Raw genomic sequence first — 17,780 nt, forward strand, 5'->3', positions numbered from 1 at the left:
TGGAACCCTCTGGCCCCAATCGCGTTCTCGACGGTTGGGACAGGTCCAAGGGGGCATTTTGAACTCCGCGATGCGTAACGAGCCATGACCGTGACGGCTGGGGAACGGCGCCGGCGCGCAGTCTGGCAGATTCTGCTGTTCGCGGCGGGACTTCTGGTGCTGACCGTGATCAGTGCCGGATCGGTCTATCTCGTCAACAAGGCCCGGCAGGACAGCAAATGGGTGGTTCACACCCTGGAGGTGGAGAACCAGGTCAACGCGTTGCTGCTCGAAATCCGGCGCGCCGAAAGCAGTGCGCGGGGCTTTCTCCTGACCCAGGGGGCGGATTTTAAGGCAGACCACGACAAGGCCGTCGCCGCGATCATCCCCGCGCTCGACAGGGCCACCCATCTGATCGGCGATAATCCCGCCCAGCGCGAGAACATCGAGAAACTGAGCGCGGCAATCGAAATCCGGCTTGGCCAATTCGCCCAGGAAATGGATTTCGTCCGAAAGGGCCAGCCGGACAAGGCCGCGGCATTGGTCCGCGAGGCCGCTTCGGCCAATACCACCGCCGTCATCGGCACCGTCGCCGGCGCCATGATCCAGGAGGAGGAGCGCCTCTTCCGGCTTCGCTCGGAGAACGCCGACCGCAGCCAGACGCTCGCCGCATCGATGACCGGAATCGGCTCCGGCCTCGTCGTGGTGCTGGCCCTGATTTCGATCTGGCTGGTGCGACGCTCCACGCGCGCCCGTGACGAGGCCGAGACACGACTGCGGGACTCCAATCTCAATCTGGAGACCACCATCGACGAACGCACGGCAGACCTGCGCGAAGCCAACGACGAGATCCAGCGCTTTGCCTATATCGTCAGCCATGACCTGCGCTCGCCGCTGGTCAACATCATGGGCTTCACCAGCGAGCTCGAGGAATTGGGCAAGGACATCTTTCGACGGATCGGAGGGCTCGCGGGCGTGCCGGCGGGCGGACCGCCGGTCGATGCCGCCGAGATCGCGCTCGACGGTCCTGACAAGCAGCTGTCGGAGGATTTTGCCGAAGCGCTGGGCTTCATCAAATCCTCGATCGGGCGAATGGACCGGCTGATCTCGGCCATCCTCAACCTCACCCGCGAGGGCCGGCGCGAGTTCCAGCCGGAGAAGATCGAAACCCGCGACTTCATCGAGACCATTGTGTCCTCGCTGGCCCATCAGGCTGCCGAAGCGCATGCCGAGATCCACATCGAACCGCTGCCTGAGATCGTCAGCGACCGGCTTGCTTTGGAGCAGATTTTCTCCAATCTGATCGACAACGCGATCAAGTATTTGAAGAACGGGGTGCCCGGCGAGATCAGAATTCGCGGGCGCACCAAGCTGGGTTACGCTATCTTTGAAATCAGCGATAACGGCCGCGGCATTGACGCGAGGGATCATCAGCGGATTTTCGACCTGTTCCGGCGTGCGGGAACCCAGGACAAGCCTGGCCAGGGCATCGGTCTTGCGCACGTGCGTGCACTTGTGCGCCGCCTCGGCGGCACGATGTCGGTATCGTCAGAATTGAACGCAGGCAGCACCTTCACAATCACGCTGCCTATCGCCTGGAAGGTCAGCAACCGGAAGCCCGACAAATGACTCTGCCCGTCAGCATCATCATGATCGAGGACGACGAGGGACACGCGCGCCTGATCGAGCGCAACATCCGCCGTTCGGGGGTGAACAACGAGATCATCTCGTTTTCCAACGGGACCGATGCGATGAAGCACTTGTTCGGGCCTGATGGCAGCGGTCTCGTGCAGAAGGGCAATGCGCTCCTGATCCTGCTCGATCTCAACCTGCCCGACATGACCGGGATCGATATCCTCAGGCAGATCAAGGAGAACAAATATCTCAAGGCCTCACCCGTGGTGGTGCTGACCACGACCGACGACAGCCAGGAGATCAAGCGCTGCTACGAACTCGGCTGTAACGTCTACATCACCAAACCCGTCAACTACGAGAATTTCGCCAATGCCATCCGGCAACTCGGCCTGTTCTTCTCGGTCATCCAGGTCCCGCCTGCCGCCCCATGAACCAGCGCACGCCCACACTGCTCTACATCGATGACGATGGCGCGCTGGCGCGGCTGGTCGACCGCGGCCTGACGCGGCGCGGCTACAAGGTCATTCACGCCGCAAGCGGCGAGGAAGGCCTGGAGCGCATCCGCGACGCGAGCGCCAAGGGAGGCATCGATGTCGTGGCGCTTGATCAATACATGCCCGGCCTCGACGGAATCGAGACGCTGGAGCAGATCATGGCAATCCCGGGAGCCCCACCGGTGGTGTTCGTCACGGCCTCGCAGGATTCCAGCATCGCCGTCACCGCGCTGAAGGCGGGCGCGGCAGACTACCTGGTCAAGGACGTCAAGGGCGACTTCATCCCTCTGCTGCATGTCGCAGCCGAAGGCGCGCTGCGCCAGGCCGAATTGCAGCGGGCGCGCGAAGAGGCCGAGGCCGAGATCCATGCCTCGCGCGACCGCTATGCGGCGCTGGCCGCCGAACGCGAGCTCTTGCTGCGCGAGGTCAATCACCGCGTCGGCAATTCGCTCCAGATCATCGCCTCCCTGCTGCATCTGCAGGCGAGCTCTGCCGCCCAGGACGAGGTCAAGGCCGCGCTGACCAACGCGATGGGTCGGGTCGCCGCCGTCGCGCAGGTGCACCGCCGCCTCTACACCTCACAAGACTTGAAGAGCGTCGTGCTCAACCAGTACCTGGACTCCTTGCTCGAGGATCTCAGGCGATCCGCCGAAGGCAACCGGATGTCGCGCCTGACGGTGAAGGCGGAGCCGATCGAGATCGATCCGGACCGCGCCGTTGCGGTCGGCATCATCGTCAACGAACTGGTCATGAACGCGGTGAAATACGCCTATCCCGACGGCGCCGGGCCCATTCACGTCGAGCTGACCTCGCAGGGCGAGGATCTGCTGCTGTCGATCAGCGACGACGGCGTCGGTGACAACGTCAAGGCCGACCCGCGTTCCACCGGCATGGGCCAACGCATCGTCGCGGCCATGGCCACCAAGCTCGATGCCACCGTCGAACGCGATCCCGACCACTCCGGAACCCGCATCATCCTTCGGTTCCTCCGCACGCCGGCCGTATCAGGCAAGGCGAACACGGCCGCTGCGGGCTGATCCCCATCGCACGCGCGCTGCGATCCTGCTATCATTGCGCACCATGACTTCGCGCGACTCCGCCTCGTCTGAAATTACGCCGGCCGTGCTGCTGCGCGCCTATGCCTGCGGCATCTTCCCGATGGCCGAGAGCGCCGACGACCCGACCCTGTTCTGGGTCGAACCGGAAACGCGCGGCGTGATCCCGCTCGATGGCTTTCGCGTCGCCTCGCGACTTGCGCGCACCGTGCGCTCTGATGCGTTTCGCGTCACCGTCAATACCGCGTTCAAGGCGACCATCGCCGGCTGCGCCGCGCCGCAGGCCGGGCGCGAGGACACCTGGATCAACAGGCGCATCCGCGACCTCTATGGCGGCCTCTACGAGCTCGGCCATTGTCACAGCGTCGAGGCCTGGCAGGGCGACGACCTCGTCGGCGGCCTCTATGGCGTGAGCCTGGGGCGCGCCTTCTTCGGGGAGAGCATGTTCCACACCGCGCGCGACGCCTCGAAGGTGGCGCTGGTGCATCTGGTCGCGCGGTTGATCCATGGCGGCTTCGAGCTGCTCGACACGCAATACGTCACCGAGCACCTGAAGAGCTTCGGTGCGGCCGAGATTTCCCGACGGCGCTACACCGCGCTGCTCGACAAGGCGCTCGCCGGTGAGCCCGGCGATTTCCTGCGGCTGTCCAGTGGAGATCCGGTTCCAGGCACGCGCGCGCTCGAGATCATCGCCTCGCGGCAATAGGCAAACGACAATCTCCTAAAGCGCGATGAGATTAGGATGAATCGTCATCGCACTTTAGCTTATTGTTTGCCATGATCTTTTCGGAAAACCGCTGCACACTTTTCCGGATCATGCTCTAGCGGCCAAACCCGGGAATGCCGAACAGACCGGGCCGCTGCTCCGGCGGCGGAGGAGGTGGCGGCGGCGCAGGCTGCTGCTGCACCGGCGGCAATTGCTGCGGCGGCCGCTGCACGGCCTGCTTCGGCGCGGTCCTCTTCTGCGCCGGAGGCGGCGGTGGCGGGGCGGCCGGCTTGGTCGCGGGATCGGGCGCCGCGGTCGCAACGGTCTGCTGCGGCTCTTTGCAGTCGGTCAGCCAGATGTCGTAAATCGGATGCTCGACGCCATGCAGCCCGGGGCTCGCCGCAAACATCCAGCCCGAGAAGATCCGCTTCACCTCGCCCTGCAAGGTGATCTCGTCGACCTCGACGAACGCATCGGTATTTGCGGCTTCAGTCGCGGGCCGCGTATAGCAGGCGTCGGTCTTCACGCGGAGCGCGCCGAACTGCACGGTCTCGCCGATTTCCTCGTCGAAATTGATGATGCGCCCGGTGATCTTGTCCAGGCCCGAGAAAGTGGCTTTCTTGTTCACGATCTTCTGGGCCGGCGGCTCGGTGACGACCTCGTCGCCCGGCTGGAGGCTTGCGGGGGCCTGCGGCACGGCACCCTGCTGGGGAGCGCCCTTCTGCTGGGGTTGGCGCTGTCCCGGCTGAGCAGGCCCGCCCGGCGGCGCAACCGCGACGGCCGGCGGCTGGTTCTGTGGAGCGACGCTGGTGCCCGGTGGTGGGGCCAGCGGCTGGGTCTCGACCGGTCCGGGCATGACATTACCCTGGCGAGCCGGCGGCATCGGGCGAGAGGGCAGCACGCGGCCCTGCGGCGGCAGTTCCGGGACTTCTTCGTCGTCATCAGGGGTCGGCTGCGGCATCGGCTGCCCGCCACGGGGGATCGTCCCCGGCGGCCGCGGTGGCGGATCGGAGAAGATCGTGCCGATCTGCGCCTGGGCCGGCGTCGCAACCGTCAGCGCGGTAGCGGCCAGCAATACCGCAAGGCCTGTCAGGGTAAAGCTTTTGAACATCTCGCGCGGCTTCAACAGCGAATCGGGCTTGTTGGACATTCTACAGGGGATACCGCCGCTCGCAGGCCCCGGGTTAACACGCCGAATACGGCGGGGAAAGGGCGGCATTCCGGCCCTGCCCGCCGCTGTCTGGCCAGACCGGCCCACGGATGAGATAGTCGAGGGGGATGATCTTCAGTCCCAGGGATCCTGACCACAGCACCGGACTGATAACGCGTTCCTCCGCATGCCCTCCGCCCTCCAAACCATCGTCGCCCTTCCGCTCCGCGGCCTGAGCTGGCTTGGCGGCCAGGGGACGCGCGCGGTGGCGTCCGTCGTGTTCATCGCGATGGCGGTGCCGCCGCTCGGTGTGCTGCTGCGGCCCTACATCACCGAGGCGATCCTGTGCCTGCTCTGCATCTCCTTCATGCGGGTCGATCTTGTGGCGCTGTACGGCCATCTGCGCCGGCCGGCGCTGGTGGCGACCGCCACGGCCTGGACCACCATCGGCGTGCCTGTCATCGTCGGCCTGACCGCACACCTCACGGGGCTCGCCGATCACGCGCCCGGCCTGTCACTCGCCTTGATCCTCCAGAGCATCGCCTCGCCGATGATGGCAGCACCAGCGCTCGCAGCGCTGATGGGTCTCGATGCCACCCTCGTGCTGGTGACGCTGGTGACGGCGACCGCCGTGGTTCCCTTCACCGCATCGCTGTTTGCAGGCCTCTTCCTCGGCGGCATGCTGAGCATCTCGCCGCTCGCCCTGGGACTGAAGCTGCTCGGGATTCTCGCGACATCGCTGCTCGCGGCGACGTTCATCCGATGGGTCTTCGGCACCGACGCGATCCAGCATCACAAGCAGCCGATCGACGGCCTCAATATCATCATTCTCCTGATCTTCGCATCCGCAATCATGAGCGACGTGGCGCACGATGTCGTCGCAAATCCGCTCTTCACGATCAGCATCGCGGCGCTCGCCTTCGCGGCCTATTTCACGCTACTCGCCGTCACGACCTTGCTGTTCCGCCGCGTCGGCTATGAGCGTGCGCTGGCGCTCGCCCTGATGGTGTCGCAGCGCAATCTCGGCCTGATGCTGGCCGCGACCGCAGGTGCGTTGCCGCCCACCACCTGGCTCTATTTCGCGATGACGCAGTTTCCGATCCACCTTGCGCCCTACCTGCTGATGCCCATCGCGCGGCGGCTGACGGCGCACGGAAGCGCCGCCGCGGCGCCTCCAGGCCGCGTCACATAGGGTCTGCAGATTGGCGCGCGCGGCCCGTGGTCTCATGGATTGCGGAGCCTCTTTTTGTCGCACTCCGCCAGGATCCAGTCGCGAAAGGCCTTCATCGCCTGCGAATGCCGTTTTGATTTCAGCGACGTCAGCCAATAGGATCCCAGGAAGACCCGGGCGTCGTAAGGGCAAACCAGCCGCTTGCGTGACAGATCGTCCGCAAACAACACGACCGGCAAGAGCGCAACTCCCGCGCCTTGCGCTGCCGCATGCGCCAGCGAGACCGAAGAATCGAAGGTCGGGCCGGTCATCCGCGGCTGCCTGCATTTTGCCATCTCGAACCAGTGCGCCCACTCGCCCGGTCGATACGACCGCAACAGCACTTCCTTGTGGAGGTCGACTGGACTTTTGAGGCGCTTGGCGACATCAGGCGCGCACATCGGTGTGAAATGCGCATCGACCAGTCGCTCGGCATTGGTCCCGTGCCACGCGCCGTCGCCGAAGCGAATGGCGTAGTCCAATCCCTCGCCGCCGAGGTCTACACGGTTGTTGTTCGCGAAGATCCTGACGTCGATGTGCGGATGGCCCGAGGTGAAGCTGCCGAGGCGCGGAAGCAGCCAGCCCGACGCGAACGTGCCGACCACGCCGATTGCCAGACTCTCGCGCATGCGACCGTTCTCGAACCGATCCAGGACCTGACTGATCTGGCCGAAGGCGCTCGCGATGACGGGCTGCAGCGCCTCGCCTTCTTCCGTGAGAGCAAGCCCGCGGGTCAGCCGCTTGAAGAGCTTGACGCGCAGGCTCTCTTCCAGAGTGCGCACCTGCTGGCTCACGGCAGCCTGCGACACGCGAAGTTCGAGACCGGCCTTGGTGAAGCTGAGATGGCGCGCGGCCGCTTCGAATGAGCGAAGCGCGTTCAGGGGCAGATTCGAAATACTGGCAGGGCGACGGGCCAAGTCCGATCCAAGTTTTCCGATCCAAGTTTTAGTTATGGATGGCCTCACGAAGCATCGTTTGTCAATTGCCGGAGCGCGACGCAAAAACCTGCCGCAATTCACGGGAGATCTCGATGCTCACACGACGTCAATTCGGCTCATCTGCACTTGCGGTCGCGGGAAGTCTGTTGCTGCCTGATGTTTCGGGGGCCGCGCCAGGTGGAACCGCAGCGCTCGTCGAAGCCATCAAGCAACTGGAACTGAAGAGCGGAGGCCGGCTCGGTGTCTCCGTGCTCGACACCACGACGGGCACTCCGTTCCATCACAGGGGGGACGAACGCTTTCCCATGTGCAGCACATTCAAGGTCCTGGCGGCGGCAGCAATACTAAAGGACGTGGGCAGCAAGCTGGAAGGACTCGAGCGGCGCGTTCGTATCGAGCAGGCCGATCTCGTCGAGTACTCGCCCGTCACGAGCAAGCATGTCGGCGGCGACGGAATGTCGCTTCGCGAACTTTGCGAGGCGGCCATTACCATGAGCGACAACACAGCCGGCAACGCACTCCTGAAAAACATTGGCGGTCCCGCCGGCTTGACCAGCTTTGCGCGAAGCCTCGGCGACCAGATGACAAGATTGGACCGGATTGAAACCGAACTGAACGAAGCGGCCCCGGGCGATCTCCGCGACACCACGACGCCGAATGCAATGGCCGCTGACTTCAGGCGCCTGCTGATCGGCGACGTCCTCCTCCCGGAGGGGCGCGAGCAACTCGGCAAATGGCTTATCGCAAACAAGACCGGCGATAGTCGTTTGCGTGCCGGCCTGCCGCAAGGCTGGCGTGTTGGCGACAAGACAGGAGCAGGCGAACATGGCACCACCAATGACGTCGCCATCGTGTGGCCGCCCGAGCGGTCGCCGCTCGTCATCGCGGTCTATCTCACCGGCGCATCGCTTGATCCCAATGGACGAAACGATGTGATCGCAGCCGTCGGTCGCGAGGTCGGCAAGGCCTTGGCCTGACGACCGCGCGCCCCCTACCCCGCCCGCGCCGCGCGCCGCAGTGCCTGCGGCGGCTGGCCGAAGGCGCGGATGAAGGCGCGGCGCATGCGCTCGGGGTCGCCGAAGCCGGTGGTCTCGGCGACGCGTTCGATCGCCTCGCGCGAGGACTGCACGCGTTCGCGGGCGACCTCGATCCGCAACCGCTCGATCGCTTTGGACGGCGTCGTACCGGTCTCCGCAGCGAAAGCGCGCGCGAAATGTCGCGCGCTCATGCCGGCGCGATCGGCGAGGTTTTCCACCGTCAACCGCGCGTCGAGATTTTCCCGCGCCCACGACAACAGCGCGCCGAAGCGGCCGTTCGGCGTCTTCAGTTCGAGGAGCGATGAGAACTGCGACTGGCCGCCGCTGCGGCGATGATAGAGCACGAGCTGGCGTGCGGTCGCCTGCGCGATCTCCTCGCCATGATCCTCGGTGACCATCGCGAGGGCGAGATCGATGCCGGCGCTGATGCCGGCGGACGTCCAGATATTGCCGTCGCGTGTGAAGATCTGGTCCGGCTCGAACTTCACCTTCGGATAGCGTGCCACGAATTCGCGCGTACGGCCCCAATGCGTGGTGGCGCGGCGGCCATCGAGCAGGCCGGCCTCCGCAAGCACATAGGCGCCCGAGCAGACGCTGGCGATCCGCACGCCGCGCCTGGCCAGCCGCTGCACGAAGGCGAGCGTCACAGGACAGCGCGCCGAAGCCGAGACGCCCGCACCGCCCGCCACGACCAGCGTCGTGATCGCGTTCGCCGCTTTGAAATCGCGCGCCATCATCTCGACGCCGGAGGACGAGCGCACGGCTCCTGGGTTCAGCGCGAGCACCCGCAGCGCAAGCGGCTTGCCGCTAGCGCGTGCGGCGATCTCGAACACCGAGATCGGGCCGGCCGCATCGAGCAGCTGGAAGTCCGGGAAGATCAGGATGCCGATCATGGTCGTGTCCGAATCTGAGGGAAATACGCCATTTTTGACATGAAGGCATCATGCCATCCTGCGCCCGTCAAGCTTTTGTTCGGAGGTTCTCATGTCGGCACCGCTCCAGATCGGCCTTCTGGTGTTCCCGCGCGTCACGCAGCTCGACTTCACCGGCCCGTTGCAGGTGTTCTCGTCCGTCCCCGGCGCGACCGTGCACCTGATCTGGAAGACGCTGGAGCCCGTGCCGAGCGATTCCGTGTTGATGCTGACACCGAGCATGACGTTCGCGGACTGCCCGCAACTGGACGTGATCTGCATTCCCGGCGGCTTCGGCACCGACGCGCTCCTCGATGACGAGGAGACCCTCGGCTTCATCCGCAAACAGGCGGCGGGCGCCAAATTCGTCACGTCGGTCTGCACGGGATCGCTGGTGCTGGGCGCAGCCGGACTCTTGAAGGGCTACAACGCCGCCACCCATTGGAGCGCGATGGAGATGCTCGCGCTGTTCGGCGCGACGCCGACGAAGACGCGCGTCTGCATCGATCGCAACCGCGTGACCGGCGGGGGTGTGACAGCGGGAATCGATTTCGCACTGACGCTGGTGTCGCTGCTCGTCGATCGCACCACCGCAGAGGCCATCCAGCTCCGCCTCGAATACAATCCCGCGCCGCCATTCAACGCCGGCTCGCCGGAGACCGCTCCGGCCGAGGTGATCGCGCTCATGAAGGAGCGCGTCGCGCCATTCCAAGCCCGCCGTCTCGATGCGGTGAAGCGCGCAGCGGCGCGGGTGATGTGACGACAGAAAAAGGCCGCTCGGTTTCCCAAGCGGCCTTTCCTGTCTCACGGCGGCGCACATTCTCATCGGGCGATGTCGGAACTCCCAGACCGGGGGCCTATCTCCCGATCGAGTCCTTCCTCGGCGGCCGCTGCATTTCGGGACAGTCGCGAACTGTTGCCCGAACCGAACGCGATGGTCTCCCATCTCCGTAAGATGGGTTGATTGAGCCGCATCGCTCGCGCAGACGCAACGCCCGCGCAGCCGGCATCCCCGCTGTTCCCGTTGTCCACAGCGACGCGATGCGGATGCGCGTGCATCCGATCCGCTGACCAAGGAAGGCGCGGTTAGCCGGGCGTCCAGGGCTGGTAGTCGCCGGTGGCCTTCGGCCGCCTGCCGCTGGCCAAGGTCGAGCCCGACGGACGGTAGGCCTTCGCCGTGCCGGTGAGGTTCGGCTGGTGCGGCTTTTCCCACTCGCGCGGCTGATAGTTGAGCTCGGTCGGCGGCACATCGACGACGTGATGGATCCAGCCGTGCCAGGCCGGCGGAATGCGGCTGGCTTCGGCATAGCCGTTATAGATCACCCAGCGCCGCTCGAAGCCGAGCGTGGGGTCGATCTTGCCACCGGCCGTGCGGTAGTAGCGGTTACCCTGCTCGTCCTGACCGACCAGTTCTCCGAACCTGGAGGTCCAGAGTTGCGTGCCAAAGGTCTGGCCGTTCCACCAGGTGAAGAGCTTCAGGAAGAATTGTTTCATGCGGCAAGGGCCCTGCTTCGTGAGGTCCTGATGCCATCCGGACGGCCAAATGTCCAGTTCGACCGGCGCGGCGGTGCCCAGCCCAAACGCGGTGGCAGCGGCAATCCATGCTGCCGCAAATCGATCGCGATCCATTCATGCCGGGCCTGCGAGGAGGGGAAATCTACGCCCATGCGCAAACCGACGTGATCCCAAGGAACCGGTGCCCTTTCAAGGGATTTGCTTCGCGGGAAAGGAGTTTGAACATGAACAGTCTGAGAGTTTTGGGTGCGGCCGCGGCGCTGGCACTCGTTATTCCGATGGCAACCCCGAGCTTTGCCCAGGGCCGTGGCGGCCACGGCGGCTTCGGCGGCGGCCATTTCAGCGGCGGCGGAGCACATTTCGGCGGTGGCGCTGCCCACGTGGGCGGTGGCAACTTTGGCGGCGCCGCCCGGTTCGGTGGTGGCAGCGGCAATTTCGCAGCCAGCACGGCGGTGCGCCCGAGCGGGGGAGCCACCTTCAATAGTGGTGGAACCACCTTCAACGGCGGCGGCCGCAACTTCGCGGCGGCCGGCGGCACCTGGAATGGCGGCAACTGGCGCGGCGGCGACTGGCATCACCATCGCGGTGGTGGCTTCTGGCCGGGCTTCGCGGCAGGCGCTGCGGTCGGCGGCCTTGGCTCCTATGCCTATTACGGCGGTCCGTATTACGACGATTCCTACTACGACGACGGATACTACGACGACGGCGCGGCCGTCGCTGTGGTCCCCGACGGCGGCGGCGATGCGGCGGCCTATTGCGCGCAACGCTACCGGTCCTACGACCCGGCGTCCGGCACCTATCTCGGCTATGACGGCCTGCGCCATCCCTGCCCGTAACGCGGCCTGACGCATGTCAGTCCTGCGCGGCGCCGGTCATGGGTGCCGCGCAGGCTTTTGGTCGGCGCCGGCAAGCGGGGGAATGAGAGCGAATTCGATCGCCCACAGCACACGGCATCGGTCGCTATCTCTGCCATGTGACGAAACAGCTTTCGTTGTTCGCGCGGATTTGCCTCAACCTGTCATTGAATTCCTTCGAGATTCAGCTGCGGCACTTCGCAGCGATCGGAACCCAAACGGGGCGCTATGCATGCCGCGATGCATAGCGATTCCTGGCCAATCGAAAATTGACCCGGCGCACGATTCGCCTATATCACCAATCGCTGTGGGGACTTCGATCTACTAGGAAGGGTCATGCCGCGTATTCTCGTGGTCGATGACGATCCGATGGTCGGCGCGACCATCGAGGTCCTCCTGCAGCGCCAGGGCTTCGATGTCACGCTCACCGACGGTGGCGAGACAGGGCTTGCTGCGCTCGAAGCGCAGACGTTCGATGTGATGCTGGTCGACATCTTCATGCCGCATATGCGCGGCTTCGAATCCATCCGCATCTTCCATGAGCGCGCGCCTGCCATCCCGTTGATTGCCATGTCGGGCTACGCCTTTGCCTCATCCGCCTCGCCCTCTCCGGACTTTCTCCGCATGGCACTGGAGCTTGGCGCGACGCGCTGCCTGCGCAAGCCGTTCACGCCCGAGGTCCTGCTGACCACGATCCGGGAAACCCTCGGTGAGGCCGCGCCGCCGAAGGACAAGAAAGAAGCACCTTGATCCCTTCGCAGCGCGTCATTCTCGGTGCTGGACTTGCCATCCTCCTGCTGATCACCGCCGCCTCAATCGGCCTCGACGTCGAGTCGCGGTCCGATGCGGCCTGGGTCAATCACACCGTCGAGGTGCTGAAGAAGATTTCCGACCTGCGCCTGCTGATGCGGCGCGCCGAGAGCGCCGCGCGCGGCTACGAGATCTATCGCAGCCAGAGCTTCAACGACGAGTTTCAGGCGGCGCGGGCCCAGATCGCGCCCGCGCTCGCCGACCTCAAGCGCAGCGTTCACGATAATTCCGATCAGGTCGCGTTGCTGGAGGCGACCGAACCGCTGGCGTTGCGTCGGATCGAGATCGCCGCAGAGGCGATGCGGCTGCGCACCACCAATGACGGCGACGGCATTGCCGCACTCAATGGCAAGGGCGAAGGCCGCGGCCTGATGGACACGGTGATGGGCAATCTCGACCATCTGAGTTCGGGCGAAGAACGGCTGCTCAGCGCGCGATCGATGGATTCGCGCCGCACCGGCATCGTGCTGCTCGGCATCGACGTTGCGGGCGCGCTGGTGATCCTGTTGCTGGTCCTGATGGTGATGCGCGAGAGCCGGCGCACCACGGTGCAGCTTCAGAGCTCGCTCGAGCAAACGCAAGCTGCCAAGGCGGCGCTCGAGGCCGCCGTCGCCGAACGCACCGAGCACCTCGTCACCGCCCACGACGAGCTGCGCTTGTCGGTCAACGTGCTCCAGAGCACGTTCCGCAGCATGGCGGAAGCGGTGCTGGTGATCGACAAGGAAGGCACGGTCCTGCTGTCCAATCCCGCGGCCGAGCGGATCCTGCTGCATCGCGCCGGCATGAACTTGCGCAATCTGCGTGCGCTATCCGACGTATTCCAGGGCGACGGCGTCACGCCGCTCACGGCCGACGAGCTGCCCTCCGTGCGAGTCCTGCGCGGCGACGAGTTCGAAGCTCTCGAGATGATCGTCCGCCCGCACAGCGGCGACAATCCGCGACATCTGATGATCAGCGGCCGGCCGATGCGCGACGGGCAAGGCAACATCTCCGGCGCCGTGCTGGTGTATCATGACGCGACCTCGTCGCGTGAAACCGAGCGGCAACTTTACCAGTCGCAGAAGCTCGATTCGATCGGCAAGCTGACCGGCGGAGTCGCGCACGACTTCAACAACATGCTGACGGTGATCTCCGGCAATACCGAGACGCTGGTGGCAGGCCTGAAGGGCCAGCCCGAGCTGCAGCGCACAGCACGGCTGATCGACGATGCCGCGGAGCGCTGTGCCGAGCTGATTCAGCACCTACTCGCATTCGCGCGAAAACAGCCGCTGCAGCCGCGCGACATCGAGATCAACGCCGCCATCACCGACATCGCAAAACTCTTGCGCCCGACACTGGGCGAGCAGATCCAGATCGAGACCGTGCTGGAACAGGGAACGATGACCTCGCACATCGATCCGTCGCGCCTCACCAACGCCGTTCTCAACATGGCGATCAACGCCCGCGACGCCATGCCTGATGGCGGCAAGCTGCTGCTCGAGACGCGCCGCGTCGTCCTGGACGAGGCGTATGCGCAGGCCAATGCCGACGTCAGGCCCGGCGCTTACGTGATGCTCGCCGTCAGCGACAGCGGCATCGGCATGCCGCAGAGCGTTCAGGACAAGGCTTTCGAGCCGTTCTTCACCACCAAGGAGGTCGGCAAGGGCTCCGGCCTGGGCCTCTCCATGGTCTATGGCTTCGTCAAGCAGTCCGGCGGACACATCAAGATCTATAGCGAGGAAGGCCACGGCACCACGATCAAGCTGTATCTGCCGCCAGGCGACGGCACGGCCGAAACGACAGCGTCAGCCGCAGCGCAGGCCGAAGGCGGCGCCGAGACCATCTTCATCGTCGAGGACGACAATCTGGTGCGCAATTTCGTCACTGCGCAGCTGCAGAGCCTCGGCTACAAGACAGTGGCGGCCGGCGACAGCAAGGCGGCGCTGCAGATGATCGAGGACGGCCAGGCCTTCGACCTGCTCTTCACCGACGTCGTGATCCCGGGCGGCATGAGCGGCCGCGAGCTCGCCGACGAGGTGGCGAAGCGCCGGCCGGGCCTCAAGGTGCTCTACACCTCCGGCTACACCGACAACGCCATCGTCCATCACGGCAAGCTCGACGACGGCGTGATGCTGTTGACGAAGCCTTATCGCCGCAACCAGCTCGCCGAGATGATCCGCAAGGCGTTGGACGGCGATGGGGGCATGGCGGCGTCTTGAACGCGGGCGCACACGTTCGGCCCGCGTAAGCTCAATCCGGCATCAGAACCCGGCCCTGATCGACGAGGATCTTGTCTCCCTCCGATGGCGGAAACGACAGAAAGGGTCTGATCATGAGCTACTCGTTCGAAGTGGAACTGACGTCATCGGGAAGGTCCATGTTCAGCAATGCCGAGCTGAGCGACTTTCCGTGTGCATCGATGGCAAGGGATCGCGTCACTCCGCCGCCAAGCGCCTCGCTCATGACGAAGTTCAGCGCCGCGATCTCGGGCAATTCGTATCGCGTCACCTCACCGTTGACGATGCCGTCGAACAGGTGCTTGACTCGCTCGGCCGTTACGTAGTCGCAGAGCAGGCCATAATCATTCGGGTCGTACGCGATCAGGGAGACGTTTGACGTGTTGCCCTTGTCTCCCGTGCGCGAGTGCGCGATGTCCCGCAGTTTCATGCTGTCACCCTCTGCTCATCGCGAGCGTGTCGCGTTTCACGCTCACGTGTTGAAGTATTGGATGGCCGTGCGTACGGCAGCTTCAGGAATCAGGGTCGATGCCACGGCAATGACTTCACGGGCCGATTTCCAGGCGCCGCCGCCTCCGGCCGGACCATTGGTGTAGAGGGTCTCGACCTCCTCGCCGATACGCCGGGCTTCGGCCAGCGTTGCGGTGCGACCGATCACACGAACACGCACTTCGTAAGGTCGGGCTTGCTGCGATAGGCGCTCGCCATGGAGCGCGTTCGAGCCGATGAGATCGCACCTGAGTTCACTGGTCTCCACGCCCGCGATCGCAAGCCGCTCCCGCACGATCTCGAGCGCCAGCCGTCCGCGCTCGAGGGCGCCTGGCCCGGCATAGGAGATCTGGCCTTCGCCCACATAACTGTCGATGTAGCCGACCGAAACTTTGAGTTCGCCTGATTTCGGCGTGCCGGTCGCACCGAAGACATGGACGCGATCCTCGCCAATCTCTTCCACCCGGACATGCGAGAAGTCAGCGACCACGTCAGGCTGGAGATAGCGGGCGGGATCGTGGATCTCGTACAGCAATTGCTCCTTGACCGTCGCGGCGGTGACCTGCCCGCCGGATCCCGGCACCTTGGTGACCACCAGATCCCCGTCCTCGCGCACTTCGCCGATCGGAAAGCCGAGACGGGCAAGATCCCTGACGTCCTTGTATCCGGGATCGGCAAAGTATCCGCCGGTGACCTGACCCGCGCACTCCAGGAGATGGCCAACCAGAATGCCTTTTCCCAGCAGCGGCCAATCGTCCATCGCCCAGCCGAACTCGTGGATCAACGGACCGAGGAAAAGCGAGGGATCGGCGGCCCGACCGGTGATGACGACGTCGGCCCCATCTTGCAAGGCCTGCGCGATTGACGCGCCGCCGAGATAGGCATTGGCGGACGCGATGCGATTGCCCAGACTGTCGACCGTGCAGCCGATGTCGAGAGGACGATCGGAGTTCCTCAGATCGCCCAGCACGTCATCACCAGTGACGGCGGCGATCTTGAGCCCATGAACCCCGAGCTGCCGCGCGATCGCCGTGGTGGTCCGCGCGGCGGATTCCGGATTGGCCGCGCCCATGTTCGTGACGATGCGGACACCGTTGGCGCGGCAGGCCGGCAGCACCGCCTTCATCCGCGCTTCCAGCAACGGGTCGAACCCGGCGTCGGGATGCTTCAGCCGCGCGGCCTGCGCAAGCGCGATGGTGCGCTCGGCGAGGCATTCGAACACCAGATAATCGAGCCCGCCCTTTTCCGCGAGCTCGACGGCCGGTTCGATGCGGTCGCCCGAATAGCCGGCGCCTGCTCCCAATCTGATCGTGCGCATTCGTCACCTCGCTACAGCGGGAAAATGCCGAGACAAACGCAAGCTATAGTCATGACCGCCGAAGCGGCAAAGAGAAACGGTGTCGTGAACTCCTGATCGTCGACGAGATCGACGGACGTGCCGGCCTGCAGGCCGAGCCGCTTCTCTTCCCCGCGACAGAGCCAGGAGGAGACGAAATCCTCGCCGAACCCTCGCTGCGCAGCCGCAGGATCAGCGACAGCAACTTTTCGCGGGCGGTCGCGCTGATCAAGAAGGCGCATCGGACTCTTCCGCCGCTCAGCCGGTTGTTCGCGGAGTCCCTGCAGGCGAGCAGGCGCGGCCTGTTTGCAGGGCCTATCCTGCCCCTAGCGCGTCGCCAGCACCACGGCCACGAGGGTAAAGATCAGCGAGGCGATCTGCCCCGGCCCGAGCGGCTCGTGCAGCGCGATCGCTGACGCCACCACGCCGATCACGGGCACCGCCATCGTCCCGATCGCCGCCACGGAGGCCGGCAGCCGCGCCAGTGCCGCAAACCAGCTGACATAGGCGATGCAGAACTGCACCACGGTCGAATAGACCAGGAGCCACCAGCCTGTTGGCGTCACCTTGTCCAGATGCGAGGTTTCGATGAGCAGGCCGATGACCGAGATCGGCAGGCAGCCGATCCCGATCTGCCAGGCGGCGGCCGTGATCGGCGGCAGATGGATCGGGTATTTCTTGGAGAACACCGTGCCGACGGCAAAGCCGATGGCGCCTGATAGCGCCATGATGATGCCGGGCGCCTTCTCGGCACTGGCGGCAATACCGTTGCCGCCCATGATCGAGGCGAGCCCGGCAAACGCCATCACCAGCGCGATCGTGCGCAGCACCGTCGGCCGCTCGCCCAGCACCGGCCAGGCGATCAGCGAGGCCCAGACCGGCATGGTGTAGGCGATCAACGCCGCCTCGCTCGCCGGCAGCCAGAGCAGCGCGAGCCCCATCAGCACCATCCAGCCGGTGACGTTGAGGACGGCTGCCGTGATCAGCCGCGGCCAGACCGCGCGCGCGACCGTCAGGCTGTCGCCGCGCACCAGCGCGAGTGCGGCCAGCAACAGCGCGCCGAGCACGCCGGTGACGCCGCGGAGCGTCAGCGGCGGCAGCTCGGAGAGCAGGAATTTCGTCACCGGCCAATTGAACCCCCATCCGATCGAGGTGATCGCGAGGAACATCAGGCCGGCCGGGGCGATGCGCGGCCGCAGCACCGGTTTGGTCGAATCAAGCATGGAGGCAGTCCGGCAAATCAGGACCCTCAGCTTGGCGCGGATTCGGGGACGGGACCACCACCTCGGCGGGCATGCCTGCCCTTACCTTCCGTAGCACTACGTGAGTCCTGCTGACGCAATCCTTTCGGGCAAAAATATAGCTGCCCTGTGAACAGCGGGATGAAGGGTCTGGATCATCACGGGATGCAAATTTTTTCGGTTGGGAATCCCTGAGGACTCACT

The 17,780-nt window shown here is 65.0% G+C and carries 18 protein-coding genes; 10 read left to right on the top strand and 8 right to left on the bottom strand.

The annotated features are described in order from the left end of the window. The first annotated feature begins 84 nt into the window (after positions 1 to 84). Genes ACVWZ4_RS30910 through aat form a run of 4 tightly spaced genes read left to right on the top strand, consistent with a single transcriptional unit; the run spans position 85 to position 3,869 of the window. Positions 85 to 1,608, top strand: coding sequence for a sensor histidine kinase (locus ACVWZ4_RS30910; RefSeq protein WP_456703379.1), 1,524 nt, complete (start codon positions 85 to 87; stop codon positions 1,606 to 1,608). Then, the gene (locus tag ACVWZ4_RS30915; protein ID WP_456703378.1) at positions 1,605 to 2,045 is read left to right on the top strand and encodes a response regulator; all 441 of its coding nucleotides are present in this window, start codon (positions 1,605 to 1,607) and stop codon (positions 2,043 to 2,045) included. The genes ACVWZ4_RS30910 and ACVWZ4_RS30915 overlap by 4 nt, the downstream gene beginning before the upstream one ends. Further along, on the top strand, positions 2,042 to 3,145 hold the full coding sequence (locus ACVWZ4_RS30920) for a sensor histidine kinase (RefSeq protein ID WP_456703377.1): 1,104 nt from the start codon (positions 2,042 to 2,044) through the stop codon (positions 3,143 to 3,145). Before ACVWZ4_RS30915 ends, ACVWZ4_RS30920 begins: the two co-directional genes overlap by 4 nt. 43 nt (positions 3,146 to 3,188) lie before the next feature. Beyond that, positions 3,189 to 3,869, top strand: coding sequence for a leucyl/phenylalanyl-tRNA--protein transferase (gene aat / locus ACVWZ4_RS30925; RefSeq protein WP_456703376.1), 681 nt, complete (start codon positions 3,189 to 3,191; stop codon positions 3,867 to 3,869). Between the two features lie 115 nt (positions 3,870 to 3,984). On the opposite strand, the gene ACVWZ4_RS30930 is transcribed toward aat, so the two are convergent. After that, on the bottom strand, positions 3,985 to 5,019 hold the full coding sequence (locus ACVWZ4_RS30930; protein WP_456703375.1) for a DUF2155 domain-containing protein: 1,035 nt from the start codon (positions 5,017 to 5,019) through the stop codon (positions 3,985 to 3,987). Between the two features lie 187 nt (positions 5,020 to 5,206). On the opposite strand from ACVWZ4_RS30930, the gene ACVWZ4_RS30935 reads away from it, so the two are divergent. Continuing rightward, positions 5,207 to 6,211 carry a Na+-dependent transporter gene (locus ACVWZ4_RS30935; RefSeq protein ID WP_456703374.1) on the top strand — a complete coding sequence of 335 codons (1,005 nt, stop codon included), beginning with the start codon at positions 5,207 to 5,209 and terminating at the stop codon, positions 6,209 to 6,211. Positions 6,212 to 6,243: 32 nt separating this feature from the next. Here the strand turns inward: ACVWZ4_RS30935 and ACVWZ4_RS30940 are convergent, their stop codons facing one another. Beyond that, positions 6,244 to 7,146, bottom strand: coding sequence for a LysR substrate-binding domain-containing protein (locus ACVWZ4_RS30940; protein ID WP_456741814.1), 903 nt, complete (start codon positions 7,144 to 7,146; stop codon positions 6,244 to 6,246). A gap of 113 nt (positions 7,147 to 7,259) precedes the next feature. Between ACVWZ4_RS30940 and bla the strand changes: the two genes are divergently transcribed. Next, on the top strand, positions 7,260 to 8,144 hold the full coding sequence (gene bla / locus ACVWZ4_RS30945; RefSeq protein WP_456741815.1) for a class A beta-lactamase: 885 nt from the start codon (positions 7,260 to 7,262) through the stop codon (positions 8,142 to 8,144). A 14-nt stretch (positions 8,145 to 8,158) separates the two neighbouring features. Here bla and ACVWZ4_RS30950 read toward each other — a convergent pair whose 3' ends face one another. Then, on the bottom strand, positions 8,159 to 9,097 hold the full coding sequence (locus tag ACVWZ4_RS30950; protein ID WP_456705272.1) for a GlxA family transcriptional regulator: 939 nt from the start codon (positions 9,095 to 9,097) through the stop codon (positions 8,159 to 8,161). 91 nt (positions 9,098 to 9,188) lie between these two features. Here ACVWZ4_RS30950 and ACVWZ4_RS30955 point away from each other — a divergent pair, with 91 nt between their 5' ends. After that, positions 9,189 to 9,875: a DJ-1/PfpI family protein gene (locus ACVWZ4_RS30955; protein WP_456703372.1), complete on the top strand. Its 687-nt coding sequence runs from the start codon at positions 9,189 to 9,191 to the stop codon at positions 9,873 to 9,875. 326 nt (positions 9,876 to 10,201) lie between these two features. Here the strand turns inward: ACVWZ4_RS30955 and ACVWZ4_RS30960 are convergent, their stop codons facing one another. Further along, positions 10,202 to 10,609 (bottom strand): NADH:ubiquinone oxidoreductase subunit NDUFA12, encoded by a 408-nt coding sequence (locus ACVWZ4_RS30960; RefSeq protein ID WP_092229143.1) that lies wholly within the window; start codon positions 10,607 to 10,609, stop codon positions 10,202 to 10,204. Between the two features lie 245 nt (positions 10,610 to 10,854). On the opposite strand from ACVWZ4_RS30960, the gene ACVWZ4_RS30965 reads away from it, so the two are divergent. From ACVWZ4_RS30965 to ACVWZ4_RS30975, 3 genes are all read left to right on the top strand, one after another. Beyond that, positions 10,855 to 11,466, top strand: a complete 612-nt coding sequence (locus ACVWZ4_RS30965; RefSeq protein WP_456741817.1) for a BA14K family protein — start codon at positions 10,855 to 10,857, stop codon at positions 11,464 to 11,466. Positions 11,467 to 11,820: 354 nt separating this feature from the next. Beyond that, the gene (locus ACVWZ4_RS30970; protein ID WP_456703369.1) at positions 11,821 to 12,234 is read left to right on the top strand and encodes a response regulator; all 414 of its coding nucleotides are present in this window, start codon (positions 11,821 to 11,823) and stop codon (positions 12,232 to 12,234) included. Then, positions 12,231 to 14,492, top strand: coding sequence for a CHASE3 domain-containing protein (locus tag ACVWZ4_RS30975; RefSeq protein ID WP_456703368.1), 2,262 nt, complete (start codon positions 12,231 to 12,233; stop codon positions 14,490 to 14,492). Before ACVWZ4_RS30970 ends, ACVWZ4_RS30975 begins: the two co-directional genes overlap by 4 nt. Before the next feature lie 118 nt (positions 14,493 to 14,610). Here ACVWZ4_RS30975 and ACVWZ4_RS30980 read toward each other — a convergent pair whose 3' ends face one another. The 4 genes from ACVWZ4_RS30980 to ACVWZ4_RS30995 all read right to left on the bottom strand — a co-directional run bounded on the left by ACVWZ4_RS30980 (position 14,611) and on the right by ACVWZ4_RS30995 (position 17,558). Next, positions 14,611 to 14,940: an AtuA-related protein gene (locus ACVWZ4_RS30980; RefSeq protein WP_456703367.1), complete on the bottom strand. Its 330-nt coding sequence runs from the start codon at positions 14,938 to 14,940 to the stop codon at positions 14,611 to 14,613. 42 nt (positions 14,941 to 14,982) lie between these two features. Continuing rightward, positions 14,983 to 16,317 carry an acyclic terpene utilization AtuA family protein gene (locus ACVWZ4_RS30985; RefSeq protein ID WP_456738539.1) on the bottom strand — a complete coding sequence of 445 codons (1,335 nt, stop codon included), beginning with the start codon at positions 16,315 to 16,317 and terminating at the stop codon, positions 14,983 to 14,985. An 11-nt stretch (positions 16,318 to 16,328) separates the two neighbouring features. After that, positions 16,329 to 16,577, bottom strand: a complete 249-nt coding sequence (locus tag ACVWZ4_RS30990; protein WP_456703365.1) for a hypothetical protein — start codon at positions 16,575 to 16,577, stop codon at positions 16,329 to 16,331. An 84-nt stretch (positions 16,578 to 16,661) separates the two neighbouring features. After that, positions 16,662 to 17,558 carry a DMT family transporter gene (locus tag ACVWZ4_RS30995; RefSeq protein ID WP_456703364.1) on the bottom strand — a complete coding sequence of 299 codons (897 nt, stop codon included), beginning with the start codon at positions 17,556 to 17,558 and terminating at the stop codon, positions 16,662 to 16,664. Positions 17,559 to 17,780: the final 222 nt, after the last annotated feature.

Source organism: Bradyrhizobium sp. USDA 4472, from assembly GCF_054058595.1.

Coding starts and splice junctions, on each gene's coding strand:
- ACVWZ4_RS30910 (WP_456703379.1), top strand. CDS start 85: ATGACCGTGACGGCTGGGGAACGGCGCCGGCGCGCAGTCTGGCAGATT.
- ACVWZ4_RS30915 (WP_456703378.1), top strand. CDS start 1,605: ATGACTCTGCCCGTCAGCATCATCATGATCGAGGACGACGAGGGACAC.
- ACVWZ4_RS30920 (WP_456703377.1), top strand. CDS start 2,042: ATGAACCAGCGCACGCCCACACTGCTCTACATCGATGACGATGGCGCG.
- aat (WP_456703376.1), top strand. CDS start 3,189: ATGACTTCGCGCGACTCCGCCTCGTCTGAAATTACGCCGGCCGTGCTG.
- ACVWZ4_RS30930 (WP_456703375.1), bottom strand. CDS start 5,019: ATGTCCAACAAGCCCGATTCGCTGTTGAAGCCGCGCGAGATGTTCAAA.
- ACVWZ4_RS30935 (WP_456703374.1), top strand. CDS start 5,207: ATGCCCTCCGCCCTCCAAACCATCGTCGCCCTTCCGCTCCGCGGCCTG.
- bla (WP_456741815.1), top strand. CDS start 7,260: ATGCTCACACGACGTCAATTCGGCTCATCTGCACTTGCGGTCGCGGGA.
- ACVWZ4_RS30950 (WP_456705272.1), bottom strand. CDS start 9,097: ATGATCGGCATCCTGATCTTCCCGGACTTCCAGCTGCTCGATGCGGCC.
- ACVWZ4_RS30955 (WP_456703372.1), top strand. CDS start 9,189: ATGTCGGCACCGCTCCAGATCGGCCTTCTGGTGTTCCCGCGCGTCACG.
- ACVWZ4_RS30960 (WP_092229143.1), bottom strand. CDS start 10,609: ATGAAACAATTCTTCCTGAAGCTCTTCACCTGGTGGAACGGCCAGACC.
- ACVWZ4_RS30965 (WP_456741817.1), top strand. CDS start 10,855: ATGAACAGTCTGAGAGTTTTGGGTGCGGCCGCGGCGCTGGCACTCGTT.
- ACVWZ4_RS30970 (WP_456703369.1), top strand. CDS start 11,821: ATGCCGCGTATTCTCGTGGTCGATGACGATCCGATGGTCGGCGCGACC.
- ACVWZ4_RS30980 (WP_456703367.1), bottom strand. CDS start 14,940: ATGAAACTGCGGGACATCGCGCACTCGCGCACGGGAGACAAGGGCAAC.
- ACVWZ4_RS30985 (WP_456738539.1), bottom strand. CDS start 16,317: ATGCGCACGATCAGATTGGGAGCAGGCGCCGGCTATTCGGGCGACCGC.
- ACVWZ4_RS30990 (WP_456703365.1), bottom strand. CDS start 16,577: ATGCGCCTTCTTGATCAGCGCGACCGCCCGCGAAAAGTTGCTGTCGCT.
- ACVWZ4_RS30995 (WP_456703364.1), bottom strand. CDS start 17,558: ATGCTTGATTCGACCAAACCGGTGCTGCGGCCGCGCATCGCCCCGGCC.